Source organism: Polynucleobacter sp. IMCC 29146, assembly GCF_021395195.1.
Taxonomy (GTDB): domain Bacteria; phylum Pseudomonadota; class Gammaproteobacteria; order Burkholderiales; family Burkholderiaceae; genus Polynucleobacter.
In genome coordinates this window covers 131,363-146,013 of record NZ_JAJVCR010000005.1, presented here as the reverse complement: position 1 = coordinate 146,013, position 14,651 = coordinate 131,363, and the positions used below count along the sequence as shown (strand labels likewise).

The 14,651-nt window shown below is 45.5% G+C and carries 12 protein-coding genes; 4 read left to right on the top strand and 8 right to left on the bottom strand.

What is annotated here, in order from left to right:
* Positions 1 to 8 precede the first annotated feature (8 nt).
* From ubiB to LZT22_RS07865, 6 genes are read right to left on the bottom strand one after another with little or no spacing between them, the layout of a single operon-like run.
* Entirely contained in the window at positions 9 to 1,586 is a 1,578-nt protein-coding gene (gene ubiB, locus LZT22_RS07890) for a ubiquinone biosynthesis regulatory protein kinase UbiB (RefSeq protein ID WP_233924543.1), read from the bottom strand.
* Positions 1,587 to 1,589: 3 nt separating this feature from the next.
* A complete protein-coding gene (locus tag LZT22_RS07885) occupies positions 1,590 to 2,219 on the bottom strand; it encodes an SCP2 domain-containing protein (protein ID WP_233924541.1) in 630 nt (209 codons plus the stop codon).
* A 2-nt stretch (positions 2,220 to 2,221) separates the two neighbouring features.
* Positions 2,222 to 3,124 carry a Tim44 domain-containing protein gene (locus LZT22_RS07880; protein ID WP_233924539.1) on the bottom strand — a complete coding sequence of 301 codons (903 nt, stop codon included), beginning with the start codon at positions 3,122 to 3,124 and terminating at the stop codon, positions 2,222 to 2,224.
* A 30-nt stretch (positions 3,125 to 3,154) separates the two neighbouring features.
* Positions 3,155 to 3,898 (bottom strand): bifunctional demethylmenaquinone methyltransferase/2-methoxy-6-polyprenyl-1,4-benzoquinol methylase UbiE, encoded by a 744-nt coding sequence (gene ubiE, locus LZT22_RS07875; RefSeq protein WP_233924538.1) that lies wholly within the window; start codon positions 3,896 to 3,898, stop codon positions 3,155 to 3,157.
* A gap of 56 nt (positions 3,899 to 3,954) precedes the next feature.
* Positions 3,955 to 4,338 (bottom strand): gamma-butyrobetaine hydroxylase-like domain-containing protein, encoded by a 384-nt coding sequence (locus LZT22_RS07870; protein WP_233924537.1) that lies wholly within the window; start codon positions 4,336 to 4,338, stop codon positions 3,955 to 3,957.
* The gene (locus LZT22_RS07865) at positions 4,338 to 8,174 is read right to left on the bottom strand and encodes an FAD/FMN-binding oxidoreductase (RefSeq protein ID WP_233924536.1); all 3,837 of its coding nucleotides are present in this window, start codon (positions 8,172 to 8,174) and stop codon (positions 4,338 to 4,340) included. The genes LZT22_RS07870 and LZT22_RS07865 overlap by 1 nt, the downstream gene beginning before the upstream one ends.
* 122 nt (positions 8,175 to 8,296) lie before the next feature.
* Between LZT22_RS07865 and ilvA the strand changes: the two genes are divergently transcribed.
* Genes ilvA through queF form a run of 4 tightly spaced genes read left to right on the top strand, consistent with a single transcriptional unit; the run spans position 8,297 to position 12,899 of the window.
* On the top strand, positions 8,297 to 9,817 hold the full coding sequence (gene ilvA, locus LZT22_RS07860) for a threonine ammonia-lyase, biosynthetic (protein WP_233924535.1): 1,521 nt from the start codon (positions 8,297 to 8,299) through the stop codon (positions 9,815 to 9,817).
* Position 9,818: 1 nt separating this feature from the next.
* Positions 9,819 to 10,724: a 5'-nucleotidase gene (locus LZT22_RS07855; RefSeq protein ID WP_233924534.1), complete on the top strand. Its 906-nt coding sequence runs from the start codon at positions 9,819 to 9,821 to the stop codon at positions 10,722 to 10,724.
* A gap of 52 nt (positions 10,725 to 10,776) precedes the next feature.
* Positions 10,777 to 12,030 (top strand): hypothetical protein, encoded by a 1,254-nt coding sequence (locus LZT22_RS07850; protein WP_233924533.1) that lies wholly within the window; start codon positions 10,777 to 10,779, stop codon positions 12,028 to 12,030.
* 29 nt (positions 12,031 to 12,059) lie between these two features.
* Complete coding sequence (gene queF / locus LZT22_RS07845) at positions 12,060 to 12,899, top strand: NADPH-dependent 7-cyano-7-deazaguanine reductase QueF (RefSeq protein WP_233924532.1); 840 nt, start codon at positions 12,060 to 12,062, stop codon at positions 12,897 to 12,899.
* A 9-nt stretch (positions 12,900 to 12,908) separates the two neighbouring features.
* Here the strand turns inward: queF and ssb are convergent, their stop codons facing one another.
* Positions 12,909 to 13,364 carry a single-stranded DNA-binding protein gene (gene ssb / locus LZT22_RS07840; protein ID WP_233924531.1) on the bottom strand — a complete coding sequence of 152 codons (456 nt, stop codon included), beginning with the start codon at positions 13,362 to 13,364 and terminating at the stop codon, positions 12,909 to 12,911.
* Between the two features lie 94 nt (positions 13,365 to 13,458).
* On the bottom strand, positions 13,459 to 14,649 hold the full coding sequence (locus LZT22_RS07835) for an MFS transporter (protein ID WP_233924530.1): 1,191 nt from the start codon (positions 14,647 to 14,649) through the stop codon (positions 13,459 to 13,461).
* Between the last annotated feature and the right edge of the window lie 2 nt (positions 14,650 to 14,651).

The following is a 14,651-nucleotide window of genomic DNA, read 5'->3' as shown; positions in this document are numbered from 1 at the left end:
ACGGGAGATTAATGTAACTGCAAGGCTATCAGGAAGGCGCCGACCAGAAAACCACCCAAGAAAAGCAAGGCGCCAGCTAGCAAACGCCGGGTGCGACGCTCCTCATCTAATATGGTCTTGAGCACCTCGAGTTCTAAGCTACGGTCTTGTTGGGGGCGCTGTGCCAGACTTTCAGCTATTAAGCGCGGCAAGGTTGGTAGGAGCTTAGCCCAATTTGGCGCCTCTTCCTTGAGACCCTCGAGGAGCCCACGCCAACCCAGCTGCCGACTAACCCATTTTTCTAAGATTGGTTTTGCGGTTTTCCATAAATCAAGGTCTGGGTCAAGTTGGCGACCCAAACCCTCAACATTTAAGAGGGTTTTTTGTAAAAGGGTTAACTGCGGTTGAATTTCAACTTTAAAGCGTCGTGATGTTTGAAATAAGCGCATCAACACAATACCTAAAGAAATTTCTTTGAGGGGTCGATCAAAATAGGGTTCACACACTGCTCTCACCGCACCCTCTAAATCTTCAATGCGGGTTTCGCTTGGCACCCACCCCGATTCAACGTGCAGCTCTGCTACGCGGCGATAGTCGCGGTTAAAGAAGGCTAAAAAATTTTGTGCTAAATAATTTTTATCAAACTGGCTTAAGGTGCCGACAATTCCAAAATCAAGTGAAATGTAACGCCCGAATGTATCGGGCTCAAGACTAATGAGAATATTGCCTGGATGCATATCGGCATGGAAAAACCCATACTGAAAGACCTGAGTAAAAAATATTTCGACACCATCAACCGCTAATTTTTTGAAATCGACACCCGCAGCACGTAACTCATCCATTCTGCCAATCGAAATACCATGCATCCGCTCCATCACAATGACGTTGGTATGACAGAGATCCCAGACCATTTCAGGAATCATTAACTTATCAGAATCAGCAAAATATCGGCGTAGCTGACTTGCATTTGCCGCTTCGCGCATGAGGTCAAGCTCATCATGTAAATACGTGTCAAATTCAGCCACTACTTCGCGGGGCTTTAAACGCCGACCGTCTTCTGAGCTACGCTCAACTAGCTTAGCCAGGTCGTACATTAAGGCAATGTCACCTTCAATGATCGGTAATATTTCAGGGCGTAATACCTTCACTGCGACTAAATAATCACGCCACTCGGGATGCTGTTCATTGCCACGCAAAACCCCAAAATGAACCTGTGCTACTGATGCACTCGCTACGGGAGTGGCATCAAAACTAATAAACACATCTTCAATTGGACTCCCTAATGCCAACTCAATAATTTCACGCGATTTGGCGTTTGAGAATGGCGGTACTTGATCTTGTAATTTAGCTAATTCATCGGCAATATCTTCTGGCAAGAGATCACGGCGCGTAGAAAGTACCTGCCCAAATTTAACAAAAATGGGTCCTAGTGCTTCGAGAGTCAAACGAATGCGTTCGCCGCGTGGCAAAGCGTTGGGCGAGAACCAGCATAAAACACTTAACAAAGAACGGCGAAGCCCTGGTTTAAGGCTATCGCGCAAGAGCGGTAGTAAGCCAAAGCGCCAAGCAGTAAAAAATATTTTACTTAAACGAACAATGCGGCTCACTATTTACGCAGTCCCTTGCTGTAAACGGTGAATACGCTTTTCTAAGCGCTCGAGTGCATCGCGGGTTTCATTGACCGCAGACTTATGTAGTGCAAAATCTGCTTGCTTAATAAGTACCTGCTTTTCTTCGCTGAGATACTCAACTACGTTCCCCATTAAGTCACGCCTTGCAGATTGTCCTGCCTCATGTAAGCGTTTTACTTGCTTCACCAGAAAATGAGCGGGCGCATCACCGAAGAAGCGCGCTAAATCATCTTCATATTCCCAGCGCAATTGACCCGCTAAGCGTCCAATTAGTTGCGCTAAGTCGGCATCGCCAGTTATTTTCACGGCTTTAAAGGCTTTTTCACGAAGCTCGCCCTGCGTAGCAAGTACCTCTGCTAACACGCTAGGGGAAATACTTAAGATTAAATTGCAATTGTCTAAGACCGCAGTTGCATCAAGCGCCTCAACATAACCTACATCGTCAATCATGAAGGCCACCTGCGCCACTGGTAAGCTCAGTTGAATTTGCTTACCAGCATGGCTTGCTAACTCGGCGCGCGCCCAAGACTCTTTACTGAGGACGTGATTAATAGCCTTAGATAGTGCTTTTGCGCTCCAAATTGAAGGCCTAAAAGCCCACTTTTCCATGATTAAATAACTTGCTGAATTCCCGCCAAAACCCAACCTCCAGGCCCTTCTACTGGCTTCGATAAATTCCAAATTTCGGAAAATGAATTTGCTGGAGCGCCAACCTGTTCGCGAATTAAGCCTGAAAACTGTACGCTGCATAGATAGCTACCCGCTGTAGTTTCTATTCCCAAAAGACGCGCCTCTAAGGTAACAACATCGGTTTGGTTTGAGGCTTCAAAGCGAGCCTGTAAATCTTGTTGCAGCGTTGCATACATTTCTGGTGTAGCAAATTCTCGTAAAGAATTTAAATCGCCAACATCCCAGGCTTTTTGTAATTTAATAAAGTATTGTTTGGCATTCTCCAAAAAACCATGCTCATCGAAACCAGGGGGCATATCGAGAGGCGCCTCGACCACTGGCGCACTTGCAACCGGCGCAAAAGTAGGCTCTTGCTGACGAGGAGTTGCTCCATAGCTAGCTCTTTGCATACCGCCATCAACAGGCGCAACATTGCTTTTAGAAAAAGCAGGTACAAAGCGACGCAGAATAAATAGCGCCACCATACCAATTAAAAAGGCAATTAACACACCGGTAATTAAGGAGGCGATACCGGAGCCCATGTCACCCATGCCTAAATGTGAAAATAAATAACCTAAACCAAGTCCTGCTGCTAAACCGCCCAGTATTCCACCAAATCCGCCAAAGCGACTAGGCGCTGCTGCCGGTGCAGTTGCTGGGGTTGGTGCTGGTGCGGCTTGTGGAGGCTTTGCTACCGGTGCTGGGGTAGCTTGGCGTTGCATTGGCGCAGTTGGGGTACGTCCCATACTTTTGCCCCCGCCTAAACGGGCTGCATCAACTTGCCCAATAAAAGCAAAGAGTAAAACCAAACTGCCAAAAATCAATTTTAGATTTTGCATTTTCATGTTAATTTCTCCTTTAATAAACTAGGGGTTCTAATATTTCACCCCAATATGTAAAGCGACAATACCCCCGCTCAACCTGTGTGTATCAACCTCATCAAAACCCAAGCCTAACATCATGGCTTTTAACGTCTTTGCATCAGGATGCATGCGAATGGATTCAGCTAAATAACGATAACTAGCGGCATCTTTGGCAATTTTCTCGCCCAGCCAAGGTAAGACCTTAAAAGAATAAACATCATACAACGGTTGCAGGAAACGATCAGGTTGTGAAAATTCCAGCACTAGCACCTTGCCCCCTGGCTTAATCACCCTGAGCATTTCACTTAAGGCCACTTCTTTATGGGTCATATTACGTAGGCCAAAGGCGACGCTTAAGACGTCAAAATGGTTGCTGGGAAAAGGAATGGCTTCAGCATCAAATTGCACACAGGGCAGCATTAATCCTTGATCTAGCAATCGATCGCGTCCTGTACCCAGCATCGAGGCGTTGATATCGCTAAGCCAAACTTCGGCAGAGGGATTATTTCCCCACTGAGCCGCACGGGCAAAGGCGGCAGCCAAATCGCCGGTGCCCCCAGCAATATCTAAAACAACTTGTCCAGGCTTCACCTGCGCACAAGTAATAGCCCATTTTTTCCACACCCGATGTAATCCAAATGACATGAAGTCATTCATTAGGTCATATTTATTCGCCACCGAATGAAACACTTGAGCAACCTTCGTCGCTTTTTCAGCCTCCTCAACGTCTTCAAAACCAAAGTGGGTTTTTGTCATGACTTGGTAGTTAAGAAGTAAACATCGTTATTAATAAGGTTATTAGTGCTTAGAAATTAGTGGCTACAGCTATGGCCTTTTTGACCCATTGGGGTATCTCGGTCAATGCCAGCATCAGCCAATTTTTGCAAATGTTCTGCCCATAAGGCTTCTTGATTCTCGGCCAAATGAAAGAGGAAATCCCAAGCATATAAACCAGAATCGTGACCATCGGAAAAAGTAAACTTGAGGGCGTAATGGCCGACCGGCTCAATCTTACTAATTAGTATCGCCCGCTTGCCTGTTTGTAGTGTTTCTTGGCCAGGGCCGTGCCCTCTCACTTCGGCAGAGGGTGATAAAACCCGCAAAAACTCAAACGGCAGACGAAAGGTCTTGCCGCCTTCATAGGCGAGTTCTAAGACCTTCGATTGTTGATGCAACACCACATTTGTTGGAATCATTAAACCAATACCCTTTCAATACCGCCCAGATTAGCTTTTGTCACATAGTCTTGCATCCAATTGTGCCCTAGTAAACGTTCAGCCATCTCTACCACAATGTAATCTGCTTTGGTGTCACTGTCTGCATCAAAGCGTGATAACCCCTGCAGGCAAGAGGGGCAACTGGTTAAAACCTTGACTGTGCCTGTGAAATTCTCCTGCAGGGCCTTGGCGCCCTTTTCCATCTCGATTTGTTTGCGAAACCGCACTTGCGTAGCAATATCAGGACGAGTAATGGCCAAGGTGCCCGATTCACCGCAACAACGCTCATTTTTCTGAATTAACTCGCCACTTTCAGTTTGAATTAATTCATTTACAGTCTTTAATGGGTCTTGGAGCTTCATCGGCGAATGGCAGGGATCGTGATACATATACTGAACGCCAGTGACCCCCGTTAAATGCACGCCTTTTTCTAATAAATATTCATGAATATCAATAATGCGACAGCCTGGAAAGATTGAGTCGAATTGATAACCCGCCAATTGGTCATAACAAGTGCCACAGGAAACAACTACTGTTTTGATGTCTAAATAATTTAAGGTGTTAGCCACCCGATGAAATAAAACGCGATTATCGGTAATCATTTGGTCAGCGCGCGCAAAGTCGCCAGTTCCTCTTTGTGGGTAGCCACAACACAAATAGCCTGGGGGCAAAACGGTTTGCACGCCAACATTCCATAACATGGCTTGGGTCGCTAAGCCAACTTGTGAAAAAAGCCGTTCTGAACCGCAACCCGGAAAATAAAATACCGCCTCAGTATCGGCTGTAGTCGTTACGGGGTCACGAATAATCGGCACGTAATTCGCATCTTCAATATCGAGCAAAGCGCGCGCTGTTTTCTTGGGCAAATTGCCCGGCATTTTTTTATTAACAAAGAAAATAATTTGCTCTTTAATAGCCGGCTTACCTAGTGTTGCAGGTGGATGTAGCGTTTGCTTACGGGCCCATTTGCTGAGCAGGGTATTACCCATGCGTTGCAGGCGATAGCCCCACTCGATCATGCTCTTGCGGGCTAAGCGAATAGTCTCGGGATCAGTAGCATTGAGAAAAAACATCGAGGCAGTAGTGCCTGCATTAAAACGTTGTTGCCCCATTTTACGCAGTAAGTTCCGCATATTCATGGTCACATTACCAAAATCAATTTTCACCGGACAAGGCGTTAAGCACTTATGACAGACCGTGCAATGAGCGGCAACATCGTCAAACATATCCCAATGGCGAATAGAAATACCACGGCGTGTTTGCTCCTCATATAAAAAAGCTTCAATTAATAATGAGGTTGCTAAAATTTTATCGCGGGGACTATAAAACAAATTTGCGCGCGGTACGTGCGTGGCACACACGGGCTTACATTTTCCACAACGTAAGCAATCTTTAATACTGTCAGCAATGGCACCAATATCACTTTGCTGCATGATGATCGATTCATGTCCCATCAATCCAAAACTAGGTGTATAGGCCTGAGATAAATCGGCATGGGGCATTAATTTTCCTTTGTTGAAATGCCCATTGGGATCGACTGTATTTTTGTAGGCGCGAAAATCCTGCAGCTCTAGATCGGTGAGATATTCAAGCTTAGTAATACCAATACCGTGCTCTCCAGAGATGACCCCATCTAATGATCGGGCTAAAGCCATAATCCGAGCGACAGCAAGATGGCCATCTTGCAACATCTCATAATCATCGGAGTTCACTGGAATATTCGTGTGCACATTGCCATCACCCGCATGCATGTGTAAAGCAATAAAAACGCGTTTACGCAAAATACGTTGATGAATAGCGATAATTTCTTGTCTAATTGGTTCAAATGCCAGCCCGCTAAAAATAGTCTCTAGTTCGGCCTTGACTTCAGTTTTCCATGAGGCACGGAGTTGATAGGTTTGTAATTGCGGAAAATATTTTTCGATCTCACTCAACCACAAAGCCCATCGAGCCCGCACGTTGGCAATTAAATCGCTGGCTTGCTCAAGACGATCACCAAATAATTCTGCGCTAGGTATTGCAAATTCATCTTCTTCTTTACCTAAGGGCAAATTTTCTTTTTTTATATAGTGCTCTAAAGCATCGAGTAATTGCAGTTTATTCTTAAGCGAAAGTTCGATATTAAGACGCTCAATACCATCGGTGTACTCGCCCATGCGTGGCAGGGGAATTACCACATCCTCATTAATCTTAAACGCATTGGTATGACGAGCAATCGCTGCAGTACGGGCGCGATCAAGCCAAAACTTCTTTCGTGCCTCGGGACTAACGGCGACAAATCCTTCGCCCACCCGTAAATTAGCCATGCGTACGACTTCGCTAGTGGCAGCGGCCACTGCAGCTTCATCATTACCCGCAATATCACCGATTAAAACCATCTTGGGTAAGCCATGGCGCTTAGATTTGGTAGCGTAGCCAACTGCTTTTAAGTACCGATCATCGAGGTGTTCTAAGCCAGCCAAAATGGGGCCCCCTTGGCTACTTAACTGATCAATGTAAGCTTTAATTTCGACGATACTGGGAATAGCTTCACGGGCAGGCCCAAAAAATTCTAAGCAAACTGTGCGCATAAATTGCGGCATTTGATGAAGTATCCAGGTAGCACTAGTAATTAAACCATCACAACCCTCTTTCTGAATACCTGGTAAGCCTGCTAAAAATTTATCGGTTACATCTTTGCCAAGACCCGTCTTGCGAAACCGTTTTCCGGCAACCTCAAGCAACTCACTGCGCAGAATTTTTTTGCCTGGGGCATCCGACCCATCTGACCAGGTCAACTCAAACCGAGCTAACTCAACCTCATGAATTTTGCCCAGATTATGGTCAAGGCGTCTCACTTCAAGCCAATTGCCTTGTGGATCTACCATACGCCAGCTGGCTAAATTATCTAATGCCGTACCCCAGAGTACGGCCTTTTTACCTCCAGCATTCATGGCAATATTACCGCCAATGCAACTAGCGTCAGCGGAAGTTGGATCAACTGCAAATACCAAGCCAGCCTGCTCGGCTGCATCAGCTACTCGTCGGGTAATTACTCCGGCGCCAGTAAAGATGGTTGGGGTTGAGGTACTGAGCCCAGGCAAGCTTACTGAATTAACTAAGCCAATCTGCTCTAACTTTTCAGTGTTGATAACTGCCGACATGGCGTACAACGGAATTGCTCCGCCGGTATAGCCGGTACCGCCCCCACGGGGAATAATGGTGAGGCCTAATTCAATGCAGGCTTTGACTAAATTAGGTATTTCGGCTTCGGAATCGGGCTTCAACACTACAAAGGGATATTCCACCCGCCAATCGGTAGCATCGGTTACGTGCGCGACCCGCGAGATACCATCAAACGTAATATTGTCATTAGCCGTAAACCGACTAAATATTTTTTGCGCTTTCTTGCGCAGTTCGGCAACCGTAATAAATTCAGCTTCAAAGCGCTCAACTGCACCCCGCGCGGCATTTAACAAAATACTAACTTGTTCGGCCGAATCGGCAGTCACGCGTTTTTCTACTTCCTTTAAGCGATGCCACAAGGCATCCACTAATAGTTGGCGCCGTTTAGCGTTATCTAATAAATCGTCTTGCAAAAAAGGATTGCGTTGTACAACCCAAATATCGCCCAAAACCTCAAACAACATTCGGGCCGAGCGCCCTGTGCGTCGACTAGCGCGTAATTCTGTTAAGGCCTGCCAAGCTTGCTCACCCAATAGACGAATGACGACCTCACGATCAGAAAATGAGGTGTAGTTGTAGGGTATTTCGCGCAAACGGGGTAAATCAGTTTCAGCAGCGAGTATCTGATTAAGTCCGAGGGGAGCATTCATGGGACAAACTTGAATAAATAGTTATTTTAATTGAGCCAGAGCCGATCCTGACAGTATTTAGTGAAAAGCAGTAACCCCTTCCAAAATAAGGGCTTAAGACCCATCCGTGGTACGCTCATTAGATGGCAACCAACTACCTAAAAAAAATTCTCGCCGCCAAGGTCTACGATGTCGCTCGTGAAACTGAGCTCGATTTCGCACCCCAGCTATCGGAACGCCTCGGAAATCGAGTTTTGCTGAAACGTGAAGATAATCAAAGCGTTTTTTCCTTTAAATTACGCGGGGCCTACAACAAAATGGCCCATTTACCCCCTGCTGCACTAAAACGGGGCGTCATTGCTGCTTCGGCTGGTAATCATGCCCAAGGAGTTGCTTTAGCTGCCGCCAAAATGAAATGCAAAGCCGTGATTGTGATGCCCATCACCACGCCAAACGTTAAGATTGATGCAGTTAAAGCCCATGGCAAATCTTGGGTTGAGTTGATTTTATGCGGCGACTCGTATAGCGATGCTTACGCCCATGCCCAGTTACTAGAAAAAAAACGTGGGCTTACTTTTGTGCATCCTTTTGATGATCCTGATGTAATTGCAGGCCAAGGAACGATTGCCCAAGAAATTTTTCAACAATGCCAAAGCCCAATTGATGCCATATTTGTTGCCATTGGCGGCGGGGGTTTAATTTCAGGTATTGGGGAATACGCCAAAGCCGTGAGTCCTAAGACCAAAATTATCGGCGTCCAGGCGCTAGATTCAGATGCGATGAGACGCTCTCTCAAAGCAGGCAAACGCGTGGAACTAAAAGAGGTTGGTTTATTTTCGGACGGCACAGCCGTAAAACTGGTGGGTAAAGAAACATTTCGGATTTGCCAACGAGTAGTGGATGAAATTGTGACTGTGGATACCGATGAAATTTGCGCCGCCATTAATGATGTATTTAGTGATACCCGCAGCATTCTTGAGCCTGCAGGCGCCTTAGCGATTGCAGGATTAAAAAAATATGTCATCCACAAGAAAATTAAAAAGAAAACGTTTGTGGCAATTGCTTGTGGCGCAAATATGAATTTTAGTCGCTTGCGCTTTGTTGCTGAACGCGCCGATGTTGGAGAATTTCGTGAAGCTGTTTTTGCTGTCACCATCCCTGAAGAACGCGGCTCGTTTAAGCGTTTTTGTGAACTTTTAGGTAAGCGTAATGTAACCGAATTTAATTACCGCATTGCTGATCAACGTGAGGCGCATATATTTGTTGGTATTTCTACTTTAAAGGCGCAAGATAGTACGGCGATTGCCAAACACTTTAATCAGGCGGGCTTTTCTACCATTGATCTGACCCATGATGAATTAGCAAAATCACACTTACGTCATATGGTCGGGGGCCACTCACCCTTAGCTAAAGATGAACTCCTCTATCGCTTTGAGTTTCCCGAAAGACCGGGGGCGCTGATGCGGTTTTTAACCAGCATGGCACCCAATTGGAATATTAGTTTGTTTCACTACCGTAACCATGGGGCCGACTATGGCCGGATTTTGGTCGGTATTCAAGTACCAAAAACAGATCAAAAAGCATTCCAAGACTTTCTCATCACTTTGGGATATCCCCATTGGAACGAAAGTAAAAATCCAGCCTATCAACTCTTTTTAAAATAAGATGGCCTACAGTCTCTCCGGAAAATTAGTCGTGGCCATTTCATCGCGCGCCTTGTTTGATTTTGAGGAGGAGAATAATCTGTTTGAGTCAAGCGATGACAGTGCGTACATGAAACTGCAACTGGAGAGGCTGTCAATTCCTGCGCGCACCGGTGTCGCCTTCCCCCTTGTAAAAAAATTATTGGCCTTTAATTCAGGTGAGGAACAGCGAGTAGAAGTCGTTATCCTCTCGCGTAATGATCCCGTCAGTGGTTTACGGGTATTCCGTTCAGCAGTCCACCATGGCTTACATTTAGAGCGGGGGGTTTTTACCCGCGGGCGCCCGCCTTATCATTACTTACGCTCACTGCATGCCAATTTATTTTTATCCGCTAATGAAGAAGATGTGCGGGCCACAATTGATGCGGGCTTTCCAGCAGCTCGAGTCTATCCGGAATCCAATACCAGCGCTGAATCACATCCCGATGAAATTCGTATTGCCTTTGACGGCGATGCTGTTTTATTTTCTGATGAAGCCGAACAGATATTTCAAAATAAGGGCTTAGAGGCTTTTGTTGATCATGAGAGTAAAAAAGTGTCTGTGCCTTTACCACCGGGCCCTTTTAAACCTTTGCTAGAGGCGCTCCACCGCTTACAAAACCAATCGGGTGAAAAGGGCATGCGGATTCGTACCGCCCTGGTTACTGCTCGGTCTGCACCAGCTCACGAACGAGCAATTCGAACTTTGATGGATTGGGGCATAGAAGTTGATGAAGCCATGTTTTTGGGTGGCTTATCAAAAAGTGATTTCTTGCGCGAATTCGAGCCTGATTTCTTTTTTGATGACCAAACGGGCCACTGCCAAGCCGCAGCTACAGTAGCGCCGACTGGGCACGTAGTTTCGGGTATTGCGAATCGCCAAAACTAGAAAACGACAAGCAATGGCGCGCTGGCACATTCGATTTGACAGCAATAAATTAATGGCCCTGTGGATTTTTTTGGGCTTATTTCTTCTTTATAAATGCCTGCACCCAGCTATTGATGGAGATGGCGTAGATCGATTTAATGATTTACTGGCATTGATTAACGGGCAATCTCCAACGAGTAAGTTCTCTACTATTCATGCCATCATCTCCTTCCCGCTCTATTGGGTAGGCGCTTTTTTTGAAAAAGCGAAGCTTACTACCGCCTGGTTCAATCCGCTTATTTTTTGCCTGCTTTTATTATTTCTCGTGCGCGCAATGCCAACTCGCACAATGCAATTTTTTGTCGCTATTTTTATGCTTGCTACCTCCATGTTCCCCAATCACATCATGACTTACTATGGTGAGACACTGACTGCTAGCGCAATTACATTAGGAATCATTGCGCTCTTAAAAGAGCGGCTTTTTTTAGCAGTAGTTTTATTGAGTATTGGCGTAGTGCAAACACCAGCAACCTTGCCTGCACTTGTTTTATCGCTCATTTTTTTAGCCCTAAAGTTACGCAAACCCCTTTATCTCTTCATCATCCTAATGCCAGCTAGCGCAATCATCTTTGAAAACTATGTCAAGTTTGGCGCCATCTTTGCTTCACCCTATCTCGTGGCAGATCAAGGCACTGTCACGATATTGCCGTATTCTGGAAAAGCAGGTTTTAGTTACCCCTTTGTTTTAGGATTTATCTCAATTCTATTTTCTTTTGGCAAGGGCTTGCTATTTTTTATCCCAGCAATTTTTCTTAGGTTTTTTATAAAACCGCACACCAGCGCCGACCAAAAATTATTTTTACTCATCGATGCACTATTAGTTTTTGTTTTTGGCATGATATTAATTTACGCTAACTGGTGGTCTTGGTATGGTGGTTTTTTTTGGGGACCTCGGTTTTTTTTACTCGCCTGTATCCCCGCCTCTTTACTTTTAGCTTATGGAGTTTGTTTAGCTGAGCTCTCTTTCAAAACTCGCCTAGTTCTGCTGTCAACGATATTGTGGAGTTTTTGGGTTTGTATCCAAGGTTTTCTATTTAGTGTGCGCGACCTAGCAAGCTGTTTAGAAAATAATGCTGCTTTACAATTTTTGTGTTGGTACACTCCTGAATTTAGTCCGCTATTCAGACAATGGATTGTTGGCTTTCCTAACATTCATTATCATCAAACGCTTTATATTCTCTGGGGTGTTATTTCGGTTTTATTCAGCATTTGGTGGCTCTTTTTTATTCCCAAAAAGACCAATGAAATGGTTCTGCGCTCAAGTTAACCTTCTTACTATTTATTCTTTTTATTTTTATGGCTTTAATTAATTTAAGACCTCAACTTGGGCAGCAAACAGCTTACCCCACTCACTATGATCCTGGCTTACTGTTTCCAATTGACCGCGCAACACAACGGGCTAAATTGTTGCAGCCCACTCAGAAAACGCTGCCTTTTTTTGGCGTTGATATTTGGAATGCCTATGAATTAAGCTGGCTTAATGCTAAAGGCAAACCACAAGTTGCTTTAGCGGAATTTATTTTTCCTGCAGATTCACCCAAGATGGTTGAATCTAAATCATTTAAGCTTTACTTAAATAGCTTAAATAATGAGCGCTTTAATTCGGCAGAAGAGCTGGGCCTGCAACTTCAAACTGATTTATCACTAGTTACAGAAGCGCCAGTACAAGTTCGTATTATTAAGCCTGAAGAAGCTGCTACTCATGGTATTCATGAATTAACCGGCGATTTACTGGATCGACTTGATCTTGATGTTGACCATTCGCTTGCTGCTGATGCAGCGCTACTCAGTGCCGATATTACTGCGGCACCAATTGAACAATGCCTAGTTTCTCATCTACTGAAATCGAACTGCCCAGTAACCGGACAACCAGACTGGGCTAGCATTCAAATCCGGTATTTTGGCAGGCCTATAAACGAAGCAGGTTTATTGCGCTACCTCATTGGCTTTCGCCAGCTAGGGGAGTTTCATGAGGACTGCGTAGAGACTATTTTTTGTGCCATTAAAGAGCGCTGCGCGCCAGAAAAATTAGCAGTTTTTGCGCGCTATACCCGCCGCGGTGGTTTAGACATTAACCCATTTCGTGCTGATTACAATGCTGCCTGGCCAGCCAATGTTCGGCATGCCAGGCAGTAGGGCTCATTCTTAAAACGGAATATCGTCGTCCATTGCACCAAGTGCCCCTGCCGAGGCTGCTGGGTTAGCGCCAGCATCACTCGGTTTAGTACGAGGCGCGTTATCACTTCCTTCGCTACTCGCACCAGACATTTTAGAGCCTAACATTTGCATGGTTTCAGCTCGAATTTCTGTGGAGTATTTTTCTTGACCACTTTGATCGGTCCATTTACGCGTGCGTAAACTACCCTCAACATATACTTGCGAACCTTTTTTTAAATACTGGCCCGCAATCTCGGCTAACTTACCGAAAAAAGCCACCCGATGCCATTCGGTAGTTTCTTTCATTTCGCCAGTTTGTTTATCTTTGTAACGATCTGAAGTTGCTACTGAAATATTGGTTACTGCGTCGCCACTGGGCAAGTAACGTGTTTCTGGATCGCGCCCAACGTTACCTACGATGATGACCTTATTTACCGAAGCCATGTTGTCTCCCGAAGAAAATGAATTTATAAAATTACAGCTCACTGAACATCAATAAAATACCGCTGTGCTAATAGTAAAACCAGCAAATGTCTGCTTAAGAACTGGATGGAACCGAGCCTAGAGGCGATTTTTTAGGTTTCGCAGGCGGCTCTTGCATCGGCCATGCAATTATAAGCCAGCCGATTAAGAGGGCCCCACCCAAAATAAAAACTGCGTGCTCACCATGGTGTTCCGTAATCCATCCGCCAATAGCTGCACCAGCAAATAAACCAATCGACTGCGTGGTGTTATAAATTCCTAAAGCAGCGCCTTTCGATTCTTTGGCCCACCTAGACACTAAGGCGGGCTGCAATGCTTCCAGTAAATTAAAACCCACAAAATAGGTGAGCAAGGCAATGGCAATCATTAAAACGGTGGCGGCCTCAATAAAGATAAATTGGGATACCAGCAAAAACCCAATACTGAGTAAAACTGAAAGGCGTAAACACTGTTTCTTTTCTCCGTAAATTAATAAAGGTGCGATTAAGATAAATGAAATGAGCACCACTGGCAAATACACCAACCAGTGATTTGCTAGTGGAAAGCCTGCCTGCACTAAAAGGCGTGGAACTACAAAAAACATGGCCACTTGTGTTGCATTGAGAATAAAGACACCGATATTAAGCCGCGCTAATTCAGGTCGGAGAAATATTTTTATTAAGGGAACTGGCTGTGAAGGTGGCTTGACAGGGGTGCTTGGCACGACGAAGAGGGCCACCAATATAGCGATAAAACCCATTACTGCTAAGAGCATAAACATGCCATTTAAATTGATGAGTCGATAAATTGGCGCAGCAATGACCAGTGATAGCGCAAACGACAAGGCGATACTGCCACCCACTATCGCCATTGCCACGGTTCTTACTTGCTCGCGGGTGAGGTCTGCCACCCAAGCAGAAATAGCAGCCGAAATGGCTCCAGCGCCCATAATGCCGCGGCCAATACCAATCCAGAGCAAATCATCGTGACTTGAAGCGATGATGGCCCCAACCACAAATAAGGCTAATCCCCAAACGACTACCGGCTTGCGTCCAATGCGGTCGGATAAGGCGCCTAAGGGAATGTGAAAAAACGCCTGAACAATATTAAACATGCCTAAAGATAGGCCGACCCAAAAGGCATGCTCGCCCCCCGGTAAATCGCGGGCATGCAGGCTAAAGACCGGCAAGATAAGGAATAGGCCCAGCATCCGCAGGCCAAAAATGCCTGCTAAAGCGAGAGTGGAGCGAAGTTCTGAAGGATTCATGA

Excerpts from the sequence above, each read along its gene's own strand:
- LZT22_RS07885 (WP_233924541.1), bottom strand. The coding sequence starts at position 2,219 with ATGGAAAAGTGGGCTTTTAGGCCTTCAATTTGGAGCGCAAAAGCACTA.
- LZT22_RS07880 (WP_233924539.1), bottom strand. The coding sequence starts at position 3,124 with ATGAAAATGCAAAATCTAAAATTGATTTTTGGCAGTTTGGTTTTACTC.
- ubiE (WP_233924538.1), bottom strand. The coding sequence starts at position 3,898 with ATGACAAAAACCCACTTTGGTTTTGAAGACGTTGAGGAGGCTGAAAAA.
- LZT22_RS07870 (WP_233924537.1), bottom strand. The coding sequence starts at position 4,338 with ATGATTCCAACAAATGTGGTGTTGCATCAACAATCGAAGGTCTTAGAA.
- LZT22_RS07865 (WP_233924536.1), bottom strand. The coding sequence starts at position 8,174 with ATGAATGCTCCCCTCGGACTTAATCAGATACTCGCTGCTGAAACTGAT.
- ilvA (WP_233924535.1), top strand. The coding sequence starts at position 8,297 with ATGGCAACCAACTACCTAAAAAAAATTCTCGCCGCCAAGGTCTACGAT.
- LZT22_RS07855 (WP_233924534.1), top strand. The coding sequence starts at position 9,819 with ATGGCCTACAGTCTCTCCGGAAAATTAGTCGTGGCCATTTCATCGCGC.
- LZT22_RS07850 (WP_233924533.1), top strand. The coding sequence starts at position 10,777 with ATGGCCCTGTGGATTTTTTTGGGCTTATTTCTTCTTTATAAATGCCTG.
- queF (WP_233924532.1), top strand. The coding sequence starts at position 12,060 with ATGGCTTTAATTAATTTAAGACCTCAACTTGGGCAGCAAACAGCTTAC.
- ssb (WP_233924531.1), bottom strand. The coding sequence starts at position 13,364 with ATGGCTTCGGTAAATAAGGTCATCATCGTAGGTAACGTTGGGCGCGAT.
- LZT22_RS07835 (WP_233924530.1), bottom strand. The coding sequence starts at position 14,649 with ATGAATCCTTCAGAACTTCGCTCCACTCTCGCTTTAGCAGGCATTTTT.